General features: G+C 73.0%; 14 protein-coding genes and 1 pseudogene. 8 read left to right on the forward strand and 7 right to left on the reverse strand.

The features are described from left to right. Positions 1 to 55 precede the first annotated feature (55 nt). The 3 genes from IE180_RS04970 to IE180_RS04980 form a co-directional block, all read right to left on the reverse strand. Entirely contained in the window at positions 56 to 748 is a 693-nt protein-coding gene (locus IE180_RS04970; protein ID WP_190155507.1) for a PadR family transcriptional regulator, read from the reverse strand. Between the two features lie 95 nt (positions 749 to 843). Further along, on the reverse strand, positions 844 to 1,665 hold the full coding sequence (locus IE180_RS04975; protein WP_190155830.1) for a hypothetical protein: 822 nt from the start codon (positions 1,663 to 1,665) through the stop codon (positions 844 to 846). A gap of 109 nt (positions 1,666 to 1,774) precedes the next feature. Beyond that, positions 1,775 to 3,418: a protein kinase domain-containing protein gene (locus tag IE180_RS04980; RefSeq protein ID WP_190155508.1), complete on the reverse strand. Its 1,644-nt coding sequence runs from the start codon at positions 3,416 to 3,418 to the stop codon at positions 1,775 to 1,777. A gap of 275 nt (positions 3,419 to 3,693) precedes the next feature. On the opposite strand from IE180_RS04980, the gene IE180_RS04985 reads away from it, so the two are divergent. Continuing rightward, on the forward strand, positions 3,694 to 5,289 hold the full coding sequence (locus IE180_RS04985) for a protein kinase domain-containing protein (protein ID WP_190155509.1): 1,596 nt from the start codon (positions 3,694 to 3,696) through the stop codon (positions 5,287 to 5,289). Between the two features lie 123 nt (positions 5,290 to 5,412). On the opposite strand, the gene IE180_RS04990 is transcribed toward IE180_RS04985, so the two are convergent. From IE180_RS04990 to IE180_RS05000, 3 genes and pseudogenes are all read right to left on the reverse strand, one after another. Continuing rightward, on the reverse strand, positions 5,413 to 6,429 hold the full coding sequence (locus tag IE180_RS04990; protein ID WP_190155510.1) for a phosphotransferase: 1,017 nt from the start codon (positions 6,427 to 6,429) through the stop codon (positions 5,413 to 5,415). Positions 6,430 to 6,792: 363 nt separating this feature from the next. Next, a pseudogene (locus tag IE180_RS04995) lies at positions 6,793 to 7,176 on the reverse strand (pyridoxamine 5'-phosphate oxidase family protein); the annotation flags it as partial. 246 nt (positions 7,177 to 7,422) lie between these two features. After that, entirely contained in the window at positions 7,423 to 8,082 is a 660-nt protein-coding gene (locus IE180_RS05000; protein ID WP_190155511.1) for a response regulator, read from the reverse strand. A 338-nt stretch (positions 8,083 to 8,420) separates the two neighbouring features. Between IE180_RS05000 and pdhA the strand changes: the two genes are divergently transcribed. The 6 genes from pdhA (at position 8,421) to IE180_RS05030 (ending at position 14,799) form a co-directional block, all read left to right on the forward strand. Further along, positions 8,421 to 9,605 (forward strand): pyruvate dehydrogenase (acetyl-transferring) E1 component subunit alpha, encoded by a 1,185-nt coding sequence (pdhA, locus tag IE180_RS05005; RefSeq protein ID WP_190155512.1) that lies wholly within the window; start codon positions 8,421 to 8,423, stop codon positions 9,603 to 9,605. A gap of 2 nt (positions 9,606 to 9,607) precedes the next feature. Continuing rightward, positions 9,608 to 10,588 carry an alpha-ketoacid dehydrogenase subunit beta gene (locus IE180_RS05010; RefSeq protein ID WP_190155513.1) on the forward strand — a complete coding sequence of 327 codons (981 nt, stop codon included), beginning with the start codon at positions 9,608 to 9,610 and terminating at the stop codon, positions 10,586 to 10,588. Positions 10,589 to 10,601: 13 nt separating this feature from the next. Beyond that, complete coding sequence (locus IE180_RS05015) at positions 10,602 to 12,011, forward strand: dihydrolipoamide acetyltransferase family protein (RefSeq protein ID WP_190155514.1); 1,410 nt, start codon at positions 10,602 to 10,604, stop codon at positions 12,009 to 12,011. Positions 12,012 to 12,306: 295 nt separating this feature from the next. Further along, positions 12,307 to 12,669, forward strand: coding sequence for a hypothetical protein (locus IE180_RS05020; protein ID WP_229860295.1), 363 nt, complete (start codon positions 12,307 to 12,309; stop codon positions 12,667 to 12,669). 163 nt (positions 12,670 to 12,832) lie between these two features. Continuing rightward, on the forward strand, positions 12,833 to 13,507 hold the full coding sequence (locus IE180_RS05025) for a GntR family transcriptional regulator (RefSeq protein ID WP_190155515.1): 675 nt from the start codon (positions 12,833 to 12,835) through the stop codon (positions 13,505 to 13,507). Beyond that, the gene (locus IE180_RS05030) at positions 13,504 to 14,799 is read left to right on the forward strand and encodes an MFS transporter (RefSeq protein ID WP_190155516.1); all 1,296 of its coding nucleotides are present in this window, start codon (positions 13,504 to 13,506) and stop codon (positions 14,797 to 14,799) included. The genes IE180_RS05025 and IE180_RS05030 overlap by 4 nt, the downstream gene beginning before the upstream one ends. Before the next feature lie 4 nt (positions 14,800 to 14,803). On the opposite strand, the gene IE180_RS05035 is transcribed toward IE180_RS05030, so the two are convergent. After that, positions 14,804 to 15,631, reverse strand: coding sequence for a maleylpyruvate isomerase family mycothiol-dependent enzyme (locus IE180_RS05035; protein ID WP_190155517.1), 828 nt, complete (start codon positions 15,629 to 15,631; stop codon positions 14,804 to 14,806). 155 nt (positions 15,632 to 15,786) lie between these two features. On the opposite strand from IE180_RS05035, the gene IE180_RS05040 reads away from it, so the two are divergent. Then, a complete protein-coding gene (locus IE180_RS05040; protein WP_190155518.1) occupies positions 15,787 to 16,590 on the forward strand; it encodes a carbon-nitrogen family hydrolase in 804 nt (267 codons plus the stop codon). Positions 16,591 to 16,854: the final 264 nt, after the last annotated feature.

Here is a 16,854-nt window from a genome sequence, read left to right on the forward strand (position 1 = left end):
GAGCGTGCGATGGAAGGTGGTGGTGCGTCGGCGGTACGGGCGGGGCGGGGCGCGGTCAGCGCGCCCCGGGCGTACCGGTGGTCGAAGGGTGCTGAGAGGCCGGAGTTCCCGGCCCGGCCGGGGTGCCGGAGACCACGGGGGCGGTCGGCGTGCTCGGGGCCGCCGGGCTCGCGGGGGCGGTCGCCGGGTTCTCCACGGCCGTCGTCGCCGACAGGCGGATCAGCCGGGACTCGCAGTGGTCCAGCCAGCGGGCCTCCGCCTCGGTCTGGAAGATCAGCTGCTCCAGGACGAGGAGCCAGGCCACGTCGTCCCGCTCCCGGGACCCGCCGCCCTCGACGGCGAGCAGGGCCCGCGCCTTGAGCCGGGTGTAGTCCTGCATCGCCTTCACGGTGTGCCGGCGCTGGGACTGGATGACGTCGCGGATGTCGACGCCGGGCGCGCCCACGGCCATGGCGAGCTTGATGGCCAGCTCGTCGCGGGCGGGGCTGGTGCGGTCCACCGGCTTCTCGAACCAGGTCCTGAGCTCGGCGCGGCCGCTGTCGGTGATCGCGTAGAGCGTGTGTCCGGCCGCGTCCTCGCCGCCCTGGGCGACCATGCCGTCGCGTTCGAGCCGGTTGAGGGTCGTGTAGACCTGGCCGACGTTGAGCGGCCAGGTGGAGCCGGTGCGGGACTCGAACTCCGTGCGGAGCTGGGAGCCGTAGCGAGGGCCGCGTTCGAGGAGGGCGAGGAGCCCGTGGCGGATCGACATACTCAGTATGTATACCGGGTATGCCGCGGCGGACAACCGTCCTGAGAGGGAAGCGGGAGGTCCGACTCAAGGGGGACCCGGCGGTCCCGGCAGGGTCAGCGGCGGCGCATCCGGAGCCCGAGGAAACCGATCCCGAAGCCCATCAGGGCCAGCCCCACGCCCAGGGTGAGCACGGGAATCCGCTGGTCGCCGAGGGCGGGCGCGGTCTCGTCGGCCAGTCCGGGAGCCGCGGCGGGCAGGCTGGCGGGCGCCGCCTCGGGCGCCAGCGGGTCCCCCTCGCGTACCGGTCCGTACGACTCGTCGGCGGCGTCGTGCTCGCGCGGGGTTGTAGCGGTTTCGGTACGAGAGGGGCGGGGCGACGGCCCCTCGACGCTCGCCGCGGCGGAGGGCTCGGCGGACTCCGGGCGTCCGGGGCGGGGCTTCCCCTCGCCCTCGGGCCGCCCCGCGAGGGAGGCGGAACGGCTGGGGGCGGGGGCGTCGGAGGGCTCGGCGCTCGGCGCGGACGGGGAGGGACTCGCTCCCGTTCCGGTGGGCGCGGGCGCCGGGGAGACGGGCGCGCGGGTGCCTCCGTCGCCGCCGGGAGGGCCCGACGGGGGGACGGGCGGAGCGGCGGACGGGGAGGGGGCGCCCGGCGGGACGGCCGAGGAGGGCGTGGCGGAGGGCGGGCTCGCCGCCGACACCGGAACCGCACTGCCCGCGGGGGCGCCGGGGGGCCGGGCCGCGCCGACCGGCGAGACGCCGGGGGGCCGCGCCGCGCTCCCCGTGGAGGCGCCGGGAGGCCGGCCCGCGCCGATCGGGGAGGTGCCGGGGGCCTGCGCCGCGTACGCGAAGGACGTGGCGTACAAGGCGCAGGTGAACGCGCAGGTGAGCGCGGGGCGCAGGGCCCGTGCGCGTGCTCTGCGGAGTGCTGGAGTCACCGGGTGACCCCCTCCCGTACCGAGGCGCGGAGACGTTCGACTCAGCGTCACATGCCCGATTCGTTCCGGCATCCGGGACGGGGCCAGGGGGCGTACGGCGGCTCCGGGACTACTGCGGCGGGTTGCCCGTCGAGATCTTCAGGGTGAACTCGGCGTCCTTGTCGGTGATGTCCTCGCCGGCCGGCGGGTACTGCTCCAGGACCGTGCCCTCGCCGTACGTGGCCTCGTCCACCGGGGTCTGGGTCATGATCTTCCAGCCCGCCGCCCGGACACAGTCCTTCACCGACTGGATGTTCTTGTAGGTGAAGTTGGGGACCTCGAACTTGGACGGGTCGTCGCTCGACTCCGAAGGCTGCGTGCACTTCTTCATGTCGATGGTCTTGGTCAGGTCGGGCCCCTTGTGGCCGGGCGCCGCCGTCTGGCTCTGCTGCGTCTCCGTGCCGCCGGTGCCGCCGGCCTGCGGGTCCTCGTCCTTGTTCAGGTTGAGCGCCACGAGCAGACCGCCGATCGCGAGCAGCGCGACGGTGATCGCGCCGACGAGGACCGGGGTGTTCCGGCGGGAGCCGGAGCCCGAGCCGCCGGTCGCGACGGGAGCGGACATGGGCGCCGGCGTCGGGGCGTACGGCGAGGGGGCCGGGGTGGGGGCGTACGGGGCGGGCGTCGGAGCCTGCTGCGGGTAGCCGTACGCCGGGGCGGGCGCGGAGGTCGCGGGGCCGTACGGGCCGGGCTGCGGGGTCGGCGGCAGGTAGGGCTGCTGCACGCCGGGGTGCGGGGTCGGCGGCGGGGTCTGGCCGACGGGCGGGAAGACCGCCGAGCCGACGCCCGCGCCGCTGCTGACCGGACCGCCCTGGACGATCATCGGCGCACCGGTCTGGCCGGCCGCCAGGACCCGCAGGCACTCGTCGCGCATCGCGGCCGCGCTCGGGAACCGCTCGTTCGGGTTCTTCCGGAGCGCGCGGGCGACGAGCGCGTCCATCGCCGGCGTCACCGAGCGGTTGACGGAGGACGGGGCGACCGGCTCCTCCTGCACGTGCGCGTAGGCGATGGCGAGCGGCGAGTCGGCGTCGAAGGGGAGCCGGCCCGTCAGCAGCTGGAAGAGCATGATGCCGACCGAATAAAGGTCGGAGCGGGCGTCCACCGCGCGGCCGAGGGCCTGCTCGGGGGAGAGGTACTGGGGGGTGCCGACGACCATGCCGGTCTGCGTCATCGAGGTGACCCCGGACTGCATGGCCCGCGCGATGCCGAAGTCCATGACCTTGACCACACCGCGCTTGGTGGTCATCACGTTGCCCGGCTTGATGTCGCGGTGGACCAGGCCCATCTCGTGGCTGACCTCGAGCGCGGCCAGCACGTCGGCCGTGACCTTCAGCGCCTTGTCGGCCGGCATCGCGCCGTACTGCTGGACGTCCGCGGCGAGGACCGAGCCGAGCGGCTGCCCCTCCACGTACTCCATGACGATGTACGGCATGACGGCGCCGTCGAGGGTGTCCTCGCCGGTGTCGAAGACCGAGACGATGTTCGTGTGCGACAGCTTCGCGACGGCCTGCGCCTCGCGCCGGAACCGCTCGCGGAAGGACTGCTCCCGGCCGAGTTCCGTGTGCAGCGTCTTGATGGCGACCTGCCGGTCCAGGGCGCTGTCGTAGGCCAGGTAGACCGACGCCATGCCGCCCTCGCCGAGAAGGTCACGCAGCTGGTACCGGCCGCCCGCGACCGAACCGCCCGCATAGCGGCCCTGTGCGCCGTCCTGGCTCATCTGTGCTTCCCCCTACGCGCGCGTGGCGGCGTCGATCCGGAATTTCCTGGCCAAGTCTGCCCCAGGGCAGTGACACGTCAAGCCGGGCATCGGTTCGGTGCCCGTTCCGTGACACTCCGCACAGGAAGCGTTTCCGCACGGCCGGAGGAAACCCGTCGAATTTGCACAGGCGTACGTCGAGGAGGTTGGATGACCGGTCCATCTCGGACCGTGGTGTCGTACGGAGCCTGTAGCGTGACGACTGGACACGGCACGACAGACGACGGCGAGGACTGATGGCACCCGAATCCGGAGCAGGTGGCGGTGTGCCGGACGCGTCGGCGGAATCGTGGGGCGAGGGCGGCGTCGTCGGCGACGGCCGCTACCGCCTGACGCACCGTCTGGGGCGGGGCGGCATGGCGGAGGTCTTCGCCGCCGAGGACGTGCGGCTCGGCCGCACCGTGGCGGTCAAGCTGCTGCGCGCCGACCTCGCCGAGGACCCGGTCTCCAAGGCCCGCTTCACCCGCGAGGCACAGTCCGTCGCCGGACTCAACCACCACGCGATCGTCGCCGTGTACGACTCCGGCGAGGACCTCGTCGGCGGCCGTCCCGTGCCGTACATCGTGATGGAGCTGGTCGAGGGCCGCACCATCCGCGACCTGCTGCTCAGTGCCGAGGCCCCCGGCCCCGAGCAGGCGCTCATCATCGTCTCCGGAGTCCTGGAGGCGCTGGCCTACTCGCACCAGCACGGCATCGTGCACCGTGACATCAAGCCGGCGAACGTGATCATCACGCACAGCGGCGCGGTGAAGGTCATGGACTTCGGCATCGCGCGCGCCCTGCACGGCGCGCAGTCGACGATGACCCAGACCGGCATGGTCATGGGCACCCCGCAGTACCTCTCCCCCGAGCAGGCCCTCGGCAAGGCGGTCGACCACCGCTCCGACCTGTACGCCACGGGCTGCCTGCTCTACGAACTCCTCGCGCTGCGGCCCCCCTTCACCGGCGAGACGCCGCTGTCCGTCGTGTACCAGCACGTCCAGGACGCGCCGGTCCCGCCGTCCGAGGTGACGGGGTCCGTGCCGCCGGAGCTCGACGGCCTGGTGATGCGCTCGCTCGCGAAGGATCCGGACGACCGGTTCCAGAGCGCCGAGGAGATGCGCGGGCTCATCCAGTACGCCCTCCAGATGCTCCAGCAGCAGGGCGGTTACACCGGCGCGTGGAACACCGGACCGGTCGAGACGTACGAGGGCGGGCACGCCCCGGCCGGCGGCATGGCCGCGACGGCCGCGATGGGCCACCCCGTGCACGGCGAGACCGCGCAGGGCCCGATCCTTCCGCCGATCAACCCGAACGACGGCGGTTACGACGGCGGTGCCGGCGGCTACGGCCAGGACGGGTACGGCGCGCAGAGCGGCGGCAGCGGCGGCCGGGGCAAGGTCTGGCTGTTCGCCGTCCTCGCGCTGATCGCGGTCGTCGCGGGCGTCGCGTACGCGCTCGACAAGGCGGGCGGCCCGGGCGACGACGTGAAGGCGCCGACGAACACCGTCAGCACCTCGCCGTCGACCGCCTCCGAGGAGCCCACCCCCTCGGAGGAGCCCACCCAGGACCCCACCCAGGATTCGGGCTCGTCGACCGGCGAGACGCAGCAGCCGTGGAACCCGCCGACGACGTACGAGCCGACCGAGCCCACGGGCGAGCCGTCGACCGATACGCCGACGCAGCCGACGACCACGCCGCCGACCAAGCCGACGGGCACGCCGACGGAGCCGACGGGCGAGCCGACGACCGAGCCCCCGACGGAGCCGACGGGCGAGCCGACCGACGACTCCTCCGGCGGCAACGGCAACCCGGACACCCCGCCGACGGGCGCGGGCAACGAGACCGGCTGACGCGCGGCCGCCACGGCGCCCGCGCGGCCACCGCCGCGCTTTCCCCGGGCCTTCGCGAGGGGCCGCCCCGTGCCTCCTCCGCCCCCTCGTGCCTCGCCGCGCCTCCGCGCGCCTTCGTCCTGCTCAGCCGGCGAAGGCGTCGCGGACCGCCGCGTACTCACGCGTCCACCAGACCGCCAGGGCCGACACCGCGGGGAACTGCGGGTCGGCCCGCCGGTCGTGCAGCTGGTAGCGCCAGCGCAGGGTCCAGAAGTCGTTGAGCCGCTCCCACCACACCCGGTGGGCCGCCGCGGCCAGCTCGGCGCCGTCCGCGCCCGTCGCCCGCCGGTACGCGCGCGCGTACGCCCGCACCTTCTCCAGGGCCAGCTCCCCCTCCGGACGTACGAAGAAGATCGCGGCGGCCCTGACCGCCTCCTCGGCCCTGGGGCGGACCCCGAGCCGGTCCCAGTCGACGATCGCGGCGGGCTCCGCGCCCCGGTACAGCAGGTTCAGCGGGTGGAAGTCCCCGTGCACCCAGCCGGCGGCGGAGGCGGGCGGCGGCCGGTGGTGGGCGTGCTGCGCGAGCAGCCTGCGCCGCTCCCTGAGCCGGTGCTCGGCGAGCGCGTCGAAGCTGTCGCGGGGGCGGTGCGCGCGGGCGAGGCGGAGCAGCTCCTCGATGGCCCGGAAGGTGTCCTCGGGGCGGGCGCTCTCGTGCTCGCCGCCCGGCGGCGGGGACTCCATGACCTGCTCCAGGCAGGTGTGGACGCGGCCGAGGAGGGTGCCGAGGCGGCGGGAGCAGCCGGTGGAGAGCTGGGCGCCGTCGCGGTGGCGGCCGTCGACCCAAGGGTGCAGGGCGTAGCAGTGTCCGCCGACGAGGGCGACCGTGCGGCCCCGGCCGTCGGGGAGCGGCGGCGCCACCGGCAGGCCGAGGGCGTGTAAGCGCTGGGTGGCGCGGTGCTGACGGGTGATGGTGGCCCGGTCCGAGGTGGGGGCGTCCAGGTGCTGCTTGAGGAAGTACGCCCCGCGGGTGGTGGAGAGCCGGTAGCCGCGGTTGAGCAGGCCCTCGGTCACGGGGACGCAGGAGAGGGGTTCGCCCACGTCCGTGTAGCGGCGCAGGAGGGGGCGCAGGGGCGGAGCGTGGGGTGCAGATGAGCGCGGCACTCCGCAGATGTTAGATCACGCTGCGTGGTGGAGGCGTCGCTCCACGGAAGGGTGCCCGGGACGGGCCTCGCGACGGTGCTCGGAACCGGCCGGGGGGCGAGCCCCGGGGCAGGTGTCGGGGGCGGCTTCGGGCTCGGCCTCGGGGCAGGTGCCGGGGACGGCCGCGGGCTCGGCCTCGGGGGCGTCCTGGGGGCCGGCCCCGACGCCCGTCCCGGAACCGGCCTCGGAAGGCCTCGCGCCGGACGCCCCCGCGGCGGCCCCCGGGGAGGGCCCTGAGGGGCTCTCGAAGGCGCTTCCGGCCGAGCCCTCCGCCGGACCCTCTGCAGGCGCCCCGCCCTGTGTTCCAGCCTCCGCGCGCCCGCCGTAGTCGAGCTCGTGGACCGTCACGAACTGTGGCTCGATCCGCAGGAACACCGGGGTGAAGGGCTCGCCGTCCACCCGTACGGGCTCGGGGCCGAAGGCCGCCCGTTCCTCCGGCGTCGGCTCGACGACCTCGGCCGTGCCCGTGAACTGGACGGACCAGAGGTGGTCGGCGCCGGAGTCGCAGTTGTCCGCGCCGTACGCGACCACGCTGCCGTTGCAGGCGCGGTGGTAACCGAGGCCCCGGTGCATCCGGAGCAGGACGCGGCCGTCGGCCACGACGTGGCGGGCGGGGGCGACGAACGGCATCGCCCGCATGCTCGTCGCCACCCGGCCGTACGACACGCGGCTCAGCAGCTCGATGGCGCGGATCTTGTCGGAGGACATGGTCTCCACTCTCCGCCACCGGCGCCGTGCCGGAAAAGGGGCCCCTGCCCCGGTTCGAGGGGGTCGTAGGTCCCGAGGACGGATCCCGCCGACCCGCACCGCCGCCACGGGCCCCGGCCCCGGCCCGTCACGGGCCCTCGGTCCCGCCCTGCCACGGCCCCCTGCCACGGCCCCCGGCCCCGTCCCCACGCGCCCGGCCCGCCCTGCTGCGGGCCCCCGTCCCCGCGCGCCCGGGGCCCGCGGGCGTCAGTGGCGTTCGGCCTGGAGGCGGGCCACGTACGCCGCCGCCTGCGAGCGCCGCTCCATGCCCAGCTTCGACAGCAGGCTGGAGACGTAGTTCTTGATGGTCTTCTCCGCCAGGTGGAGCCGCTCGCCGATGACCCGGTTGGTCAGGCCCTCGCCGATCAGGTCGAGGATCTTCCGCTCCTGGTCCGTCAGGTTGGCGAGCTTGTCGTCGCCCTTCGGGTTGTTGCCGTCGCGCAGCCGTTCCAGGACCCGGGCGGTGGCCACCGGGTCGAGCAGCGACCTGCCGGCCGCGACGTCCCGCACCGCGTTCAGCAGTTCGTTGCCCCTGATCGCCTTGAGGACGTAGCCCGAGGCCCCGGCCATGATCGCGTCGAAGAGCGCCTCGTCGTCCGCGTACGAGGTCAGCATCAGGCACTTGACCGACTCGTCCTGCGAGCGGACCTCCCGGCACACCTCCACCCCGCTGCCGTCGGGCAGCCGGACGTCGAGCACCGCCACGTCCGGGCGGGTCGCGGGGATCCTGACCAGCGCGTCCGCCGCCGTCCCGGCCTCGCCGACCACCTCGATGTCGTCCTCCACGGAGAGCAACTCGTGGACCCCGCGCCGGACGACTTCGTGGTCGTCCAGCAGAAATACCCGGATTTTTCCTTCTTCGCGCACCCGGTCAGTCTCACATATTGGGTCTTCCGGCGCCCGGGGTGCGCGGGATAACGTGCCGGGTGTTCCGACGACGGCGTCGGGCCGTTGTCCATGCTCTGACCAGGGATGAGTCGCCCTTTTCTCGATTTACTTGGAAATCCAAGCAAAATCGCAGGTCAAGTGGGGTTTCGCGGGAATGCCGCGTAATGGGTAACGTGCCTATGACGGCGCTCGCCGGGGCACCTTTCACGCCCGACTCCGGCCGCGTCGCACCCACCCCGTGCGAAGGTACGGACAAGGCGGAGCCGCACTGGCCTCACCGGCGAACCCGGGGGCCGGACCGACGGAGGAGCACGCACGTGACCGTGGAGAGCACTGCCGCGCGCAAGACGACGCGACGCAGCAGCGGCACCAAGCGCACCGCAAGCGCGAGCACGAGCACCACCAAGAAGGCGACGGCCGCCACGGCCTCGGAGCCCGAGCTCGTTCAGCTGCTGACGCCCGAGGGGGAGCGCGTCCAGCACCCCGACTACGACATCGATCTGAGCGCCGAGGAACTGCGCGGCCTGTACCGCGACATGGTCCTCACCCGGCGTTTCGACGCCGAGGCGACCGCCCTGCAGCGTCAGGGCGAGCTGGGCCTGTGGGCCTCGCTGCTCGGCCAGGAGGCCGCCCAGATCGGTTCGGGCCGGGCCCTGCGCGATGACGACTACGTCTTCCCGACCTACCGCGAGCACGGCGTCGCCTGGTGCCGCGGGGTCGACCCGACGAATCTGCTGGGAATGTTCCGCGGTGTGAACAACGGCGGCTGGGACCCCAACAGCAACAATTTCCACCTGTACACGATCGTCCTCGGCTCGCAGACCCTGCACGCCACCGGCTATGCCATGGGCATCGCCAAGGACGGCGCGGACTCCGCCGTGCTCGCCTACTTCGGTGACGGGGCCTCCAGCCAGGGCGACGTCAACGAGTCGTTCGTCTTCTCCGCGGTCTACAACGCTCCGGTCGTGTTCTTCTGCCAGAACAACCAGTGGGCCATTTCCGAGCCCATCGAGAAGCAGACCCGCGTCCCGCTCTACCAGCGCGCCGCCGGTTTCGGCTTCCCCGGCGTCCGCGTCGACGGCAACGACGTCCTCGCGTGCCTGGCCGTGACCCGGTCCGCCCTGGAGCGCGCCCGCCGCGGCGAGGGCCCGACGCTCATCGAGGCCTTCACCTACCGCATGGCCGCCCACACCACCTCCGACGACCCGACGCGCTACCGCCGCGACACGGAGCGCGAGGCGTGGGAGGCCAAGGACCCGATCCTCCGGCTGAAGACGTACCTGGAGAACGAGGGCCACGCCGACGCGGCCTTCTTCGAGGAGCTGGAGGCGGAGAGCGAGGCCCTCGGCAAGCACGTCCGCGAGGTCGTCCGCGCCATGCCCGTCCCGGACCACATGGCGATGTTCGACCACACCTACGCGGACGGGCACGCGCTCGTCGACGAGGAGCGCGCGCAGTTCGCCGCCTACCAGGAGTCCTTCGAGGGCGGAGAGACCGAGTAATCATGGCTGTTCAGAAGCTTCCCCTGGCGAAGGCGCTCAACGAGTCGCTGCGCAAGGCCCTGGAGACCGACCCGAAGGTCGTCATCATGGGCCTGGACGTCGGCAAGCTCGGCGGTGTCTTCCGGATCACCGACGGCCTGCAGAAGGACTTCGGCGAGGACCGGGTCGTCGACACCCCGCTCGCCGAGTCCGGCATCGTCGGCACCGCGATCGGCCTCGCGCTGCGCGGCTACCGGCCGGTCGTGGAGATCCAGTTCGACGGCTTCGTCTTCCCCGCGTACGACCAGATCGTCACGCAGCTGGCGAAGATGCGGGCCCGTTCGCTCGGCACCGTGAAGATGCCGGTCGTCATCCGCATCCCGTACGGCGGTGGCATCGGCGCCGTCGAGCACCACTCCGAGTCCCCCGAGTCGCTCTTCGCGCACGTCGCGGGCCTCAAGGTCGTCACCCCGGCGAACTCCTCCGACGCCTACTGGATGCTCCAGCAGGCGATCCAGAGCGACGACCCGGTCATCTTCTTCGAGCCCAAGCGCCGCTACTGGGACAAGGGCGAGGTCGACACCGAGGCCATTCCCGGCGAGCTGCACAAGGCCCGGGTCGCCCGTGAGGGCACGGACCTCACCCTCCTCGCCTACGGCCCGATGGTGAAGACCTGCCTGGAGGCGGCCGCGGCCGCCGCCGAGGAGGGCAAGTCGGTCGAGGTCGTGGACCTGCGTTCGATCTCCCCCCTCGACTTCGACACCATCCAGGCCTCGGTCGAGAAGACCCGCCGCCTGGTCGTCGTCCACGAGGCGCCGGTGTTCTTCGGCTCCGGGGCGGAGATCGCCGCCCGGATCACCGAGCGCTGCTTCTACCACCTGGAAGCCCCCGTCCTGCGGGTCGGCGGCTACCACGCGCCGTACCCGCCGGCGCGCCTGGAGGAGGAGTACCTGCCGGGCCTGGACCGCGTGCTCGACGCCGTCGACCGCTCGCTGGCGTACTGAGGAGAGCACGACCATGACGATCCGCGAATTCAAGATGCCCGACGTGGGCGAGGGCCTGACCGAGGCCGAGATCCTCAAGTGGTACGTCCAGCCCGGTGACACCGTCACCGACGGCCAGGTCGTGATCGAGGTCGAGACCGCCAAGGCCGCCGTCGAGCTGCCGATCCCCTTCGACGGGACGGTCCACGAGCTCCTCTTCCCCGAGGGCACCACGGTCGACGTCGGCCAGGTCATCATCTCGGTGAACGTGGGCGGCGGCGCCGAGCCCGAGGCCCCGGCGGCGCCGGCCGTGGCGGCCGCCCCCGCCCAGGAGACGGTGGCCGAGCCGGAGGCCGCCGAGCCGGAGGGCCGCCAGCCGGTCCTCGTCGGCTACGGCGTGGCCGCCAGCTCCACCAAGCGGCGCGCCCGCAGGACGCCGGGCGGCGCCCCGGCCCGGGCGGTCGAGGCCGCCGTGCCCGCCCCGGTGGTCCCCGAGCAGCTGAACGGTCACGGTTCCGTGGCCGGCCGCCCGCTGGCCAAGCCGCCGGTGCGCAAGCTCGCCAAGGACCTCGGCGTCGACCTGGCGACGGTCACCCCGACCGGCCCGGACGGGATCATCACCCGGGAGGACGTCCACGCGGCGGCCGCCCCGGCGCCCGCCCCGGTCGTCGAGGCCCCCGCACCCGTGACGGCACCGGCCCCGGCGGTGGCGCCCGCCGCGGCGCCGGCCGCGGCGTCCTCCGCCCGGGAGACCCGTGTGCCCATCAAGGGCGTGCGGAAGGCCACGGCGGCGGCGATGGTCGGTTCGGCCTTCACCGCCCCGCACGTCACCGAGTTCGTGACCTTCGACATCACGCGCACGATGAAGCTGGTCGAGGAGCTCAAGTCCGACAAGGACATGGCGGGCCTGCGGGTCAACCCGCTCCTCCTCATCGCCAAGGCCGTCCTGGTCGCGGTCAAGCGCAACCCGGAGATCAACGCGGCCTGGGACGAGGCGGCGCAGGAGATCGTCCTCAAGCACTACGTGAACCTGGGCATCGCCGCGGCCACCCCGCGCGGTCTGATCGTGCCGAACATCAAGGACGCGCACGCCCAGACCCTGCCCGAGCTCTCGCGGTCCCTGAGCGAGCTCGTCGCCACCGCCCGCGAGGGGAAGACGACCCCGGCGGCGATGCAGGGCGGCACCTTCACCATCACCAACGTCGGCGTCTTCGGCGTCGACACCGGTACGCCGATCCTGAACCCCGGGGAGTCCGCGATCCTCGCGGTCGGTGCGATCAAGCTCCAGCCGTGGGTCCACAAGGGCAAGGTGAAGCCGCGTCAGGTCACCACGCTGGCCCTCTCCTTCGACCACCGTCTGGTCGACGGCGAGCTCGGCTCCAAGTTCCTGGCGGACGTCGCCGCGATCCTGGAGAACCCGAAGAGGCTCATCACCTGGGCGTGACGCCCGAGTTGCGTCGTTCCACGTGAAACACCCGGGCCGGGGGTGACACCACCCCCGGCCCGGGTGTCGTCCTCGTCCCGGACCCCTGTCACGGCCCTCTGTCCAGGACGGAGGTCCAGGACATCGAGGGGGACCATGTCGGAGTCGCCGGGTCCGCTGGAGCTGGTCGGGGACCGGTGGGTGATCGGGATCCCGAGCGCCAGGGGGGCACGTGCCTGGTCCTGACGCCGGAAGGCCTGGAACATCACGCGAACGGCGAGGCCGAGCCGCTGGAGGTCGTGCCTGGTCCAGGGTCATGGAGCTGGGCATCCGTGCGGCCCCCGGGGCCTGGACGGCCACGCGCGGCGGAGGCGTGCTCCTGGGGGCCACCCAGACGAACGCCCTCGACACGGGCCGCGACACCGGCTCCGTGCACGCCCTCGTACGGCATCCGTACGACGACCGGGGCGCGCGCTACAGCCATCATCGGCGCACCCGCACGGGGGTGCACGTGTACCTGCTGTGCCATCTCGTCGAGGCCGTCTCCCGGGCGAAACCGCTGCCCCTCCTGGGCGACCCGCGACGGCTCGGCGCGGTCGTCGAGCAGGTGGCGCCCCTGCCGTACCGGCGGTCGTCGGTACGGGCGATACGCGAGATCGTCGAGGCCGCCCGCGTCTGAGCCGGAACCTCCTTCACGACCCGCGCCGGCCCGACGGCCTCCCGGTGCGCTTCACCTCCGTGCTCGTCGGCGGCGGGGACTCCTACGACTTCCGGCTCCGGTGAGGATTCCAGGATGCGGACGTGACTGCCTGTTGCACCTCTGTTGTATCTATGCTGTGCGCATGCCCTCAGCGCCCGCCGGTCCCGCCCCCCTGCCCACCAAGCAGCCCCCCGCGGCCGACCGCGTCTACATGCACGTCAAGCAGGCCGTACTCGACCGGCGCTACGAGGGAGGGACCCTCCTCACCGAGGGCGAACTCGCCCAGGCCGTCGGGGTGTCCAGGACCCCCGTCCGCGAGGCGCTGCTCAAGCTGGAGATGGAAGGGCTGCTGAAGCTCTACCCGAAGAAGGGAGCCCTCGTCCTCGCCGTCTCCGCGCAGGAGATCGCCGACGTCGTCGAGACCCGGCTGCTCGTCGAGGAGTTCGCCGTCCGCCGGGCCGTGCCCGCGCCCGCCATTCTGATCGCCCGCCTCGAAGAGCTCCTGGAGGAGCAGAAGCGGCGTGCCGGGGCCGGTGACCTCGCCGAGGTCGCCGTCACCGACCGCTGCTTCCACGCCGAGATCGTCAAGCACGCCGGCAACCAGATCCTCGTCCGCCTCTACGACCAGCTCCGCGACCGCCAGCTGCGCATGGGCGTCGCCGTGATGCAGTCCCAGCCCGACCGCGTCGCCAAGAACATCGCCGAGCACGCCGAGATCCTCGACCGCATCAAGGCCGGCGACGTCGAGGGCGCCGCGCACTGCGTCCGCCAGCACCTCAGCTGGGTCAAGGTCCTGGTCCGGGGGGAGGCCCGATGAGCTCGGTCAGCCTGCCCGGCGATCCGCCCGGCGGCCGCCGCGCCGCACTCGTCTGGGGCGTCGGCGTCGCCGTCTACTTCGTCGCCGTCATCTTCCGCACGTCCCTGGGCGTCGCCGGCCTCGACGCCGCCGACCGCTTCGACGTCAACGCCTCGGCGCTCTCCACCTTCTCCATCCTCCAGCTGCTCGTCTACGCCGGCATGCAGATACCCGTCGGCCTCATGGTCGACCGGCTCGGCACCAAGAAGGTCCTGGCCCTCGGCGTCGTGCTCTTCACCATCGGCCAGCTGGGCTTCGCGCTCTCCCCCTCGTACGGCACGGCCCTCGCCTCCCGCGCCCTCCTCGGCTGCGGCGACGCCATGACCTTCATCAGCGTCCTGCGGCTCGGCAGCCGCTGGTTCCCCGCCCGCCGGGGCCCGCTCATCGGCCAGGTCGCCGCCCTCTTCGGCATGGCCGGCAACCTCGTCTCCACCGTCTTCATCGCCCGCGCCCTGCACGGCCTCGGCTGGACCACCACCTTCGTCGGCAGCTCCCTCGCCGGCGTCCTCGTCCTCGTCCTGCTGCTGCTCTTCCTCAAGGACCACCCCGAGGGGTACGAGCCCCAGCCCGCCGCGCACGCGGGCGCCGCCTTCGTCCGCCGCCAGATCGCCGAGTCCTGGCGGGAGCCCGGCACCCGGCTCGGCATGTGGGTGCACTTCACCACGCAGTTCCCCGCCATGGTGTTCCTGCTGCTCTGGGGCCTGCCGTTCCTCGTCGAGGCGCAGGGCCTCTCCCGCTCCACCGCCGGGACGCTGCTCACCCTGGTCGTGCTGTCCAACATGGTCGTCGGCCTCGCGTACGGGCAGATCATCGCCCGCCACCACGCGGCCCGCGCCCCGCTCGCCCTCGGCACCGTCGCGGCCACCGCCCTGCTGTGGGGCGCGACCCTCGCGTACCCCGGTGAGCACGCCCCGATGTGGCTGCTCGTCACCCTCTGCCTGGTCCTCGGTGCCTGCGGACCGGCCTCCATGATCGGCTTCGACTTCGCGCGCCCGGCCAACCCGCCGGAGCGACAGGGCACCGCCTCGGGCATCGTCAACATGGGCGGTTTCGTCGCCTCGATGACGACGCTGCTCGCCGTCGGCGTGCTGCTCGACGCGACCGGCGACGACTACCGGACGGCCTTCTCCTCGGTCTTCGTCCTGGAGGCGCTCGGCGTCGTGCAGATCCTCCGCCTCAAGGCCCGCACCCACCGCAGGGAACGGGAACGGCTCGTCGCCAGCCGCGTCGAGGCCGTGCACGTACCCGTCTGAGGGATCAGCGGGGCGTCACCGCGAAGTTGTTCAGGATCGCCGCCGCGAGGTCCGCGTCGCCCTCGGTCTTGACCCGGTCGGCCACCTCGGCCGGCCGGACCCGGCCGCAGGCGAGGCGGACGAACGTCTCCCAGTCCGTCGCCAGCGTCACCGCCGGCCCCAGCGACGGCGCGCCGTCGATCGAACCGCGGCCCTCCGCGTCCACCCGTATCGTCCGCAGGAACTCCACGGGACCGGTCACGTCGAGCACCACCGCCGAGGACGGGGGCGCCCCGGCGTCCTTGGCGACCACGTCCGGCAGCGCCTCCAGGAGCACGTCCCGGGCCACGAGCGCCCCGGCCGAGTCGAGGTTCCCCGGCACGCCCAGCGCCGTCCGCAGGTCCTGCTCGTGCACCCACACGTCGAAGGCGCGCGTGCGGTAGCCCTGTTCGAGGGTCTGCTCGGTGCCGAGGGGAGCGCGGATCAGGTGCTCGGGGGAGCGGTTCTCGTTGCGGAGCTGCCGGGCCCGCCGGATCAGGATGTACTCCAGCTCCGAGGTCATCTCCGGTGCGGTGTGGTGCCGCCGCACATCGACCTGGACCTCCATGTAGCGGGCGAAGTCACTGCGCACGTGGTACAGGTCGCGGGGCAGGGAGTGGATCGGCCGCGGATCGCCGAGCATCTCCGTCTCCATGCCGATCACATGGGAGACGATGTCCCGCACCGACCAGCCGATGCACGGGGTCGGCCGGTTCCACTCGCCCTCCACGAGCGGCTGCACCAGCTCGGCTATCGCCTCGATGGAATGGGTCCAGGCGTCGGCGTAGTTCTGGAGGCTGGGATGGACGGTCACGGGACCCCTCGGCGGTTCTTCGGTGCGCGGGCTGAAAACACGACTGGGTGGGAGGCTCGGACGCTAAGTTACGCTGCCCGAAGGCACCCCGGCAGTGCTTTCGTGTGACGATCGTAGGCCGGTGTTGACGGCTCGAATGCCAGGACGGTGGTAGTGTGCGCGCCTCGCTGATCCAGATCGCGGTAGACCCGGACGAACCGGTCGATGCCCGTCGCGCCCGTGCGGCGCGTCTCGTACGGGAGGAATCCGGCCACGCGGACCTCGTGGTCCTGCCGGAACTGTGGACCGTCGGCGCCTTCGCGTCCGACCTCTTCGCCGCCGAGTCGGAGCCGTTGAACGGCCCCACCCACCGGGCGATGGCGGAGGCCGCCCGCGACGCCGGGGTTTGGTTGCACGCCGGCTCCTTCGTGGAGGCGGAGGGCGGCGCCCTCTACAACACCTCGCTCGTCCTCTCCCCCGACGGCGAACTCGTCGCCTCCTACCGGAAGATCCACCGCTTCGGCTTCGACAAGGGCGAGGCCGTGCTGATGGCCGCCGGGGAGGACCTGGTCACCGTCGACCTGCCGCACCTCACCGTCGGCGTCGGCACCTGCTACGACCTGCGCTTCCCCGAGCTCTTCCGCGGCCTCGTCGACGCGGGCGCCCAGGCCTTCGTCGTCCCGGCCGGCTGGCCCGCCCGCCGCCGCGCCCACTGGTCCCTCCTGGCCCGGGCCAGGGCCGTCGAGAACCAGGCGTACGTCCTCGCCTGCGGCACCGCCGGCACCCACGCGGGCGTGGAGCAGGCCGGGCACTCGATCGTCGTCGACCCGTGGGGCGAGACCCTCGCGGAGGCCGGCCCGGACGAGGAGGTGCTGCGGGTCGTCCTCGACCCGGAGAAGGTCCGGACGACCCGGGAGGAGTTCCCGGCGCTCAAGGACCGGGTGCTCGGAGTCGCGACGCCGCGCCACCACCGGGCCTGAACCTCCGAAGGCGCCTCGTGGACGACCGGGCGAAGGCGGCCGTCGCCGCCTTCGCCGAGCTCTTCGGACCGCCGCCGGAGGGACCCGCGACACCCGTCGCCCGGGACGCGGTCGAGGAACGGCCGGGGCCGGCGACGAGGACGCCGACGAGACCGCCCATGTCCCCGTGTCCCCGTGTCCCCGTGTCCCCGTGAAAGCGTTTTCCCACTGGGCGGCCGCATCGCATGTCTCCGCGGTGACCGCGTGGGAGTGTAAGGGGGAAGA

The organism is Streptomyces litmocidini, from assembly GCF_014649755.1.
In the GTDB taxonomy this organism is placed as follows: domain Bacteria; phylum Actinomycetota; class Actinomycetes; order Streptomycetales; family Streptomycetaceae; genus Streptomyces; species Streptomyces litmocidini.

What these genes read in the sequence shown, in the direction of transcription:
- IE180_RS04970 (WP_190155507.1), bottom strand. Translation starts at nt 748, where the DNA reads ATGTCGATCCGCCACGGGCTCCTCGCCCTCCTCGAACGCGGCCCTCGC.
- IE180_RS04980 (WP_190155508.1), bottom strand. Translation starts at nt 3,418, where the DNA reads ATGAGCCAGGACGGCGCACAGGGCCGCTATGCGGGCGGTTCGGTCGCG.
- IE180_RS04985 (WP_190155509.1), top strand. Translation starts at nt 3,694, where the DNA reads ATGGCACCCGAATCCGGAGCAGGTGGCGGTGTGCCGGACGCGTCGGCG.
- IE180_RS05010 (WP_190155513.1), top strand. Translation starts at nt 9,608, where the DNA reads ATGGCTGTTCAGAAGCTTCCCCTGGCGAAGGCGCTCAACGAGTCGCTG.
- IE180_RS05015 (WP_190155514.1), top strand. Translation starts at nt 10,602, where the DNA reads ATGACGATCCGCGAATTCAAGATGCCCGACGTGGGCGAGGGCCTGACC.
- IE180_RS05020 (WP_229860295.1), top strand. Translation starts at nt 12,307, where the DNA reads ATGGAGCTGGGCATCCGTGCGGCCCCCGGGGCCTGGACGGCCACGCGC.
- IE180_RS05025 (WP_190155515.1), top strand. Translation starts at nt 12,833, where the DNA reads ATGCCCTCAGCGCCCGCCGGTCCCGCCCCCCTGCCCACCAAGCAGCCC.
- IE180_RS05030 (WP_190155516.1), top strand. Translation starts at nt 13,504, where the DNA reads ATGAGCTCGGTCAGCCTGCCCGGCGATCCGCCCGGCGGCCGCCGCGCC.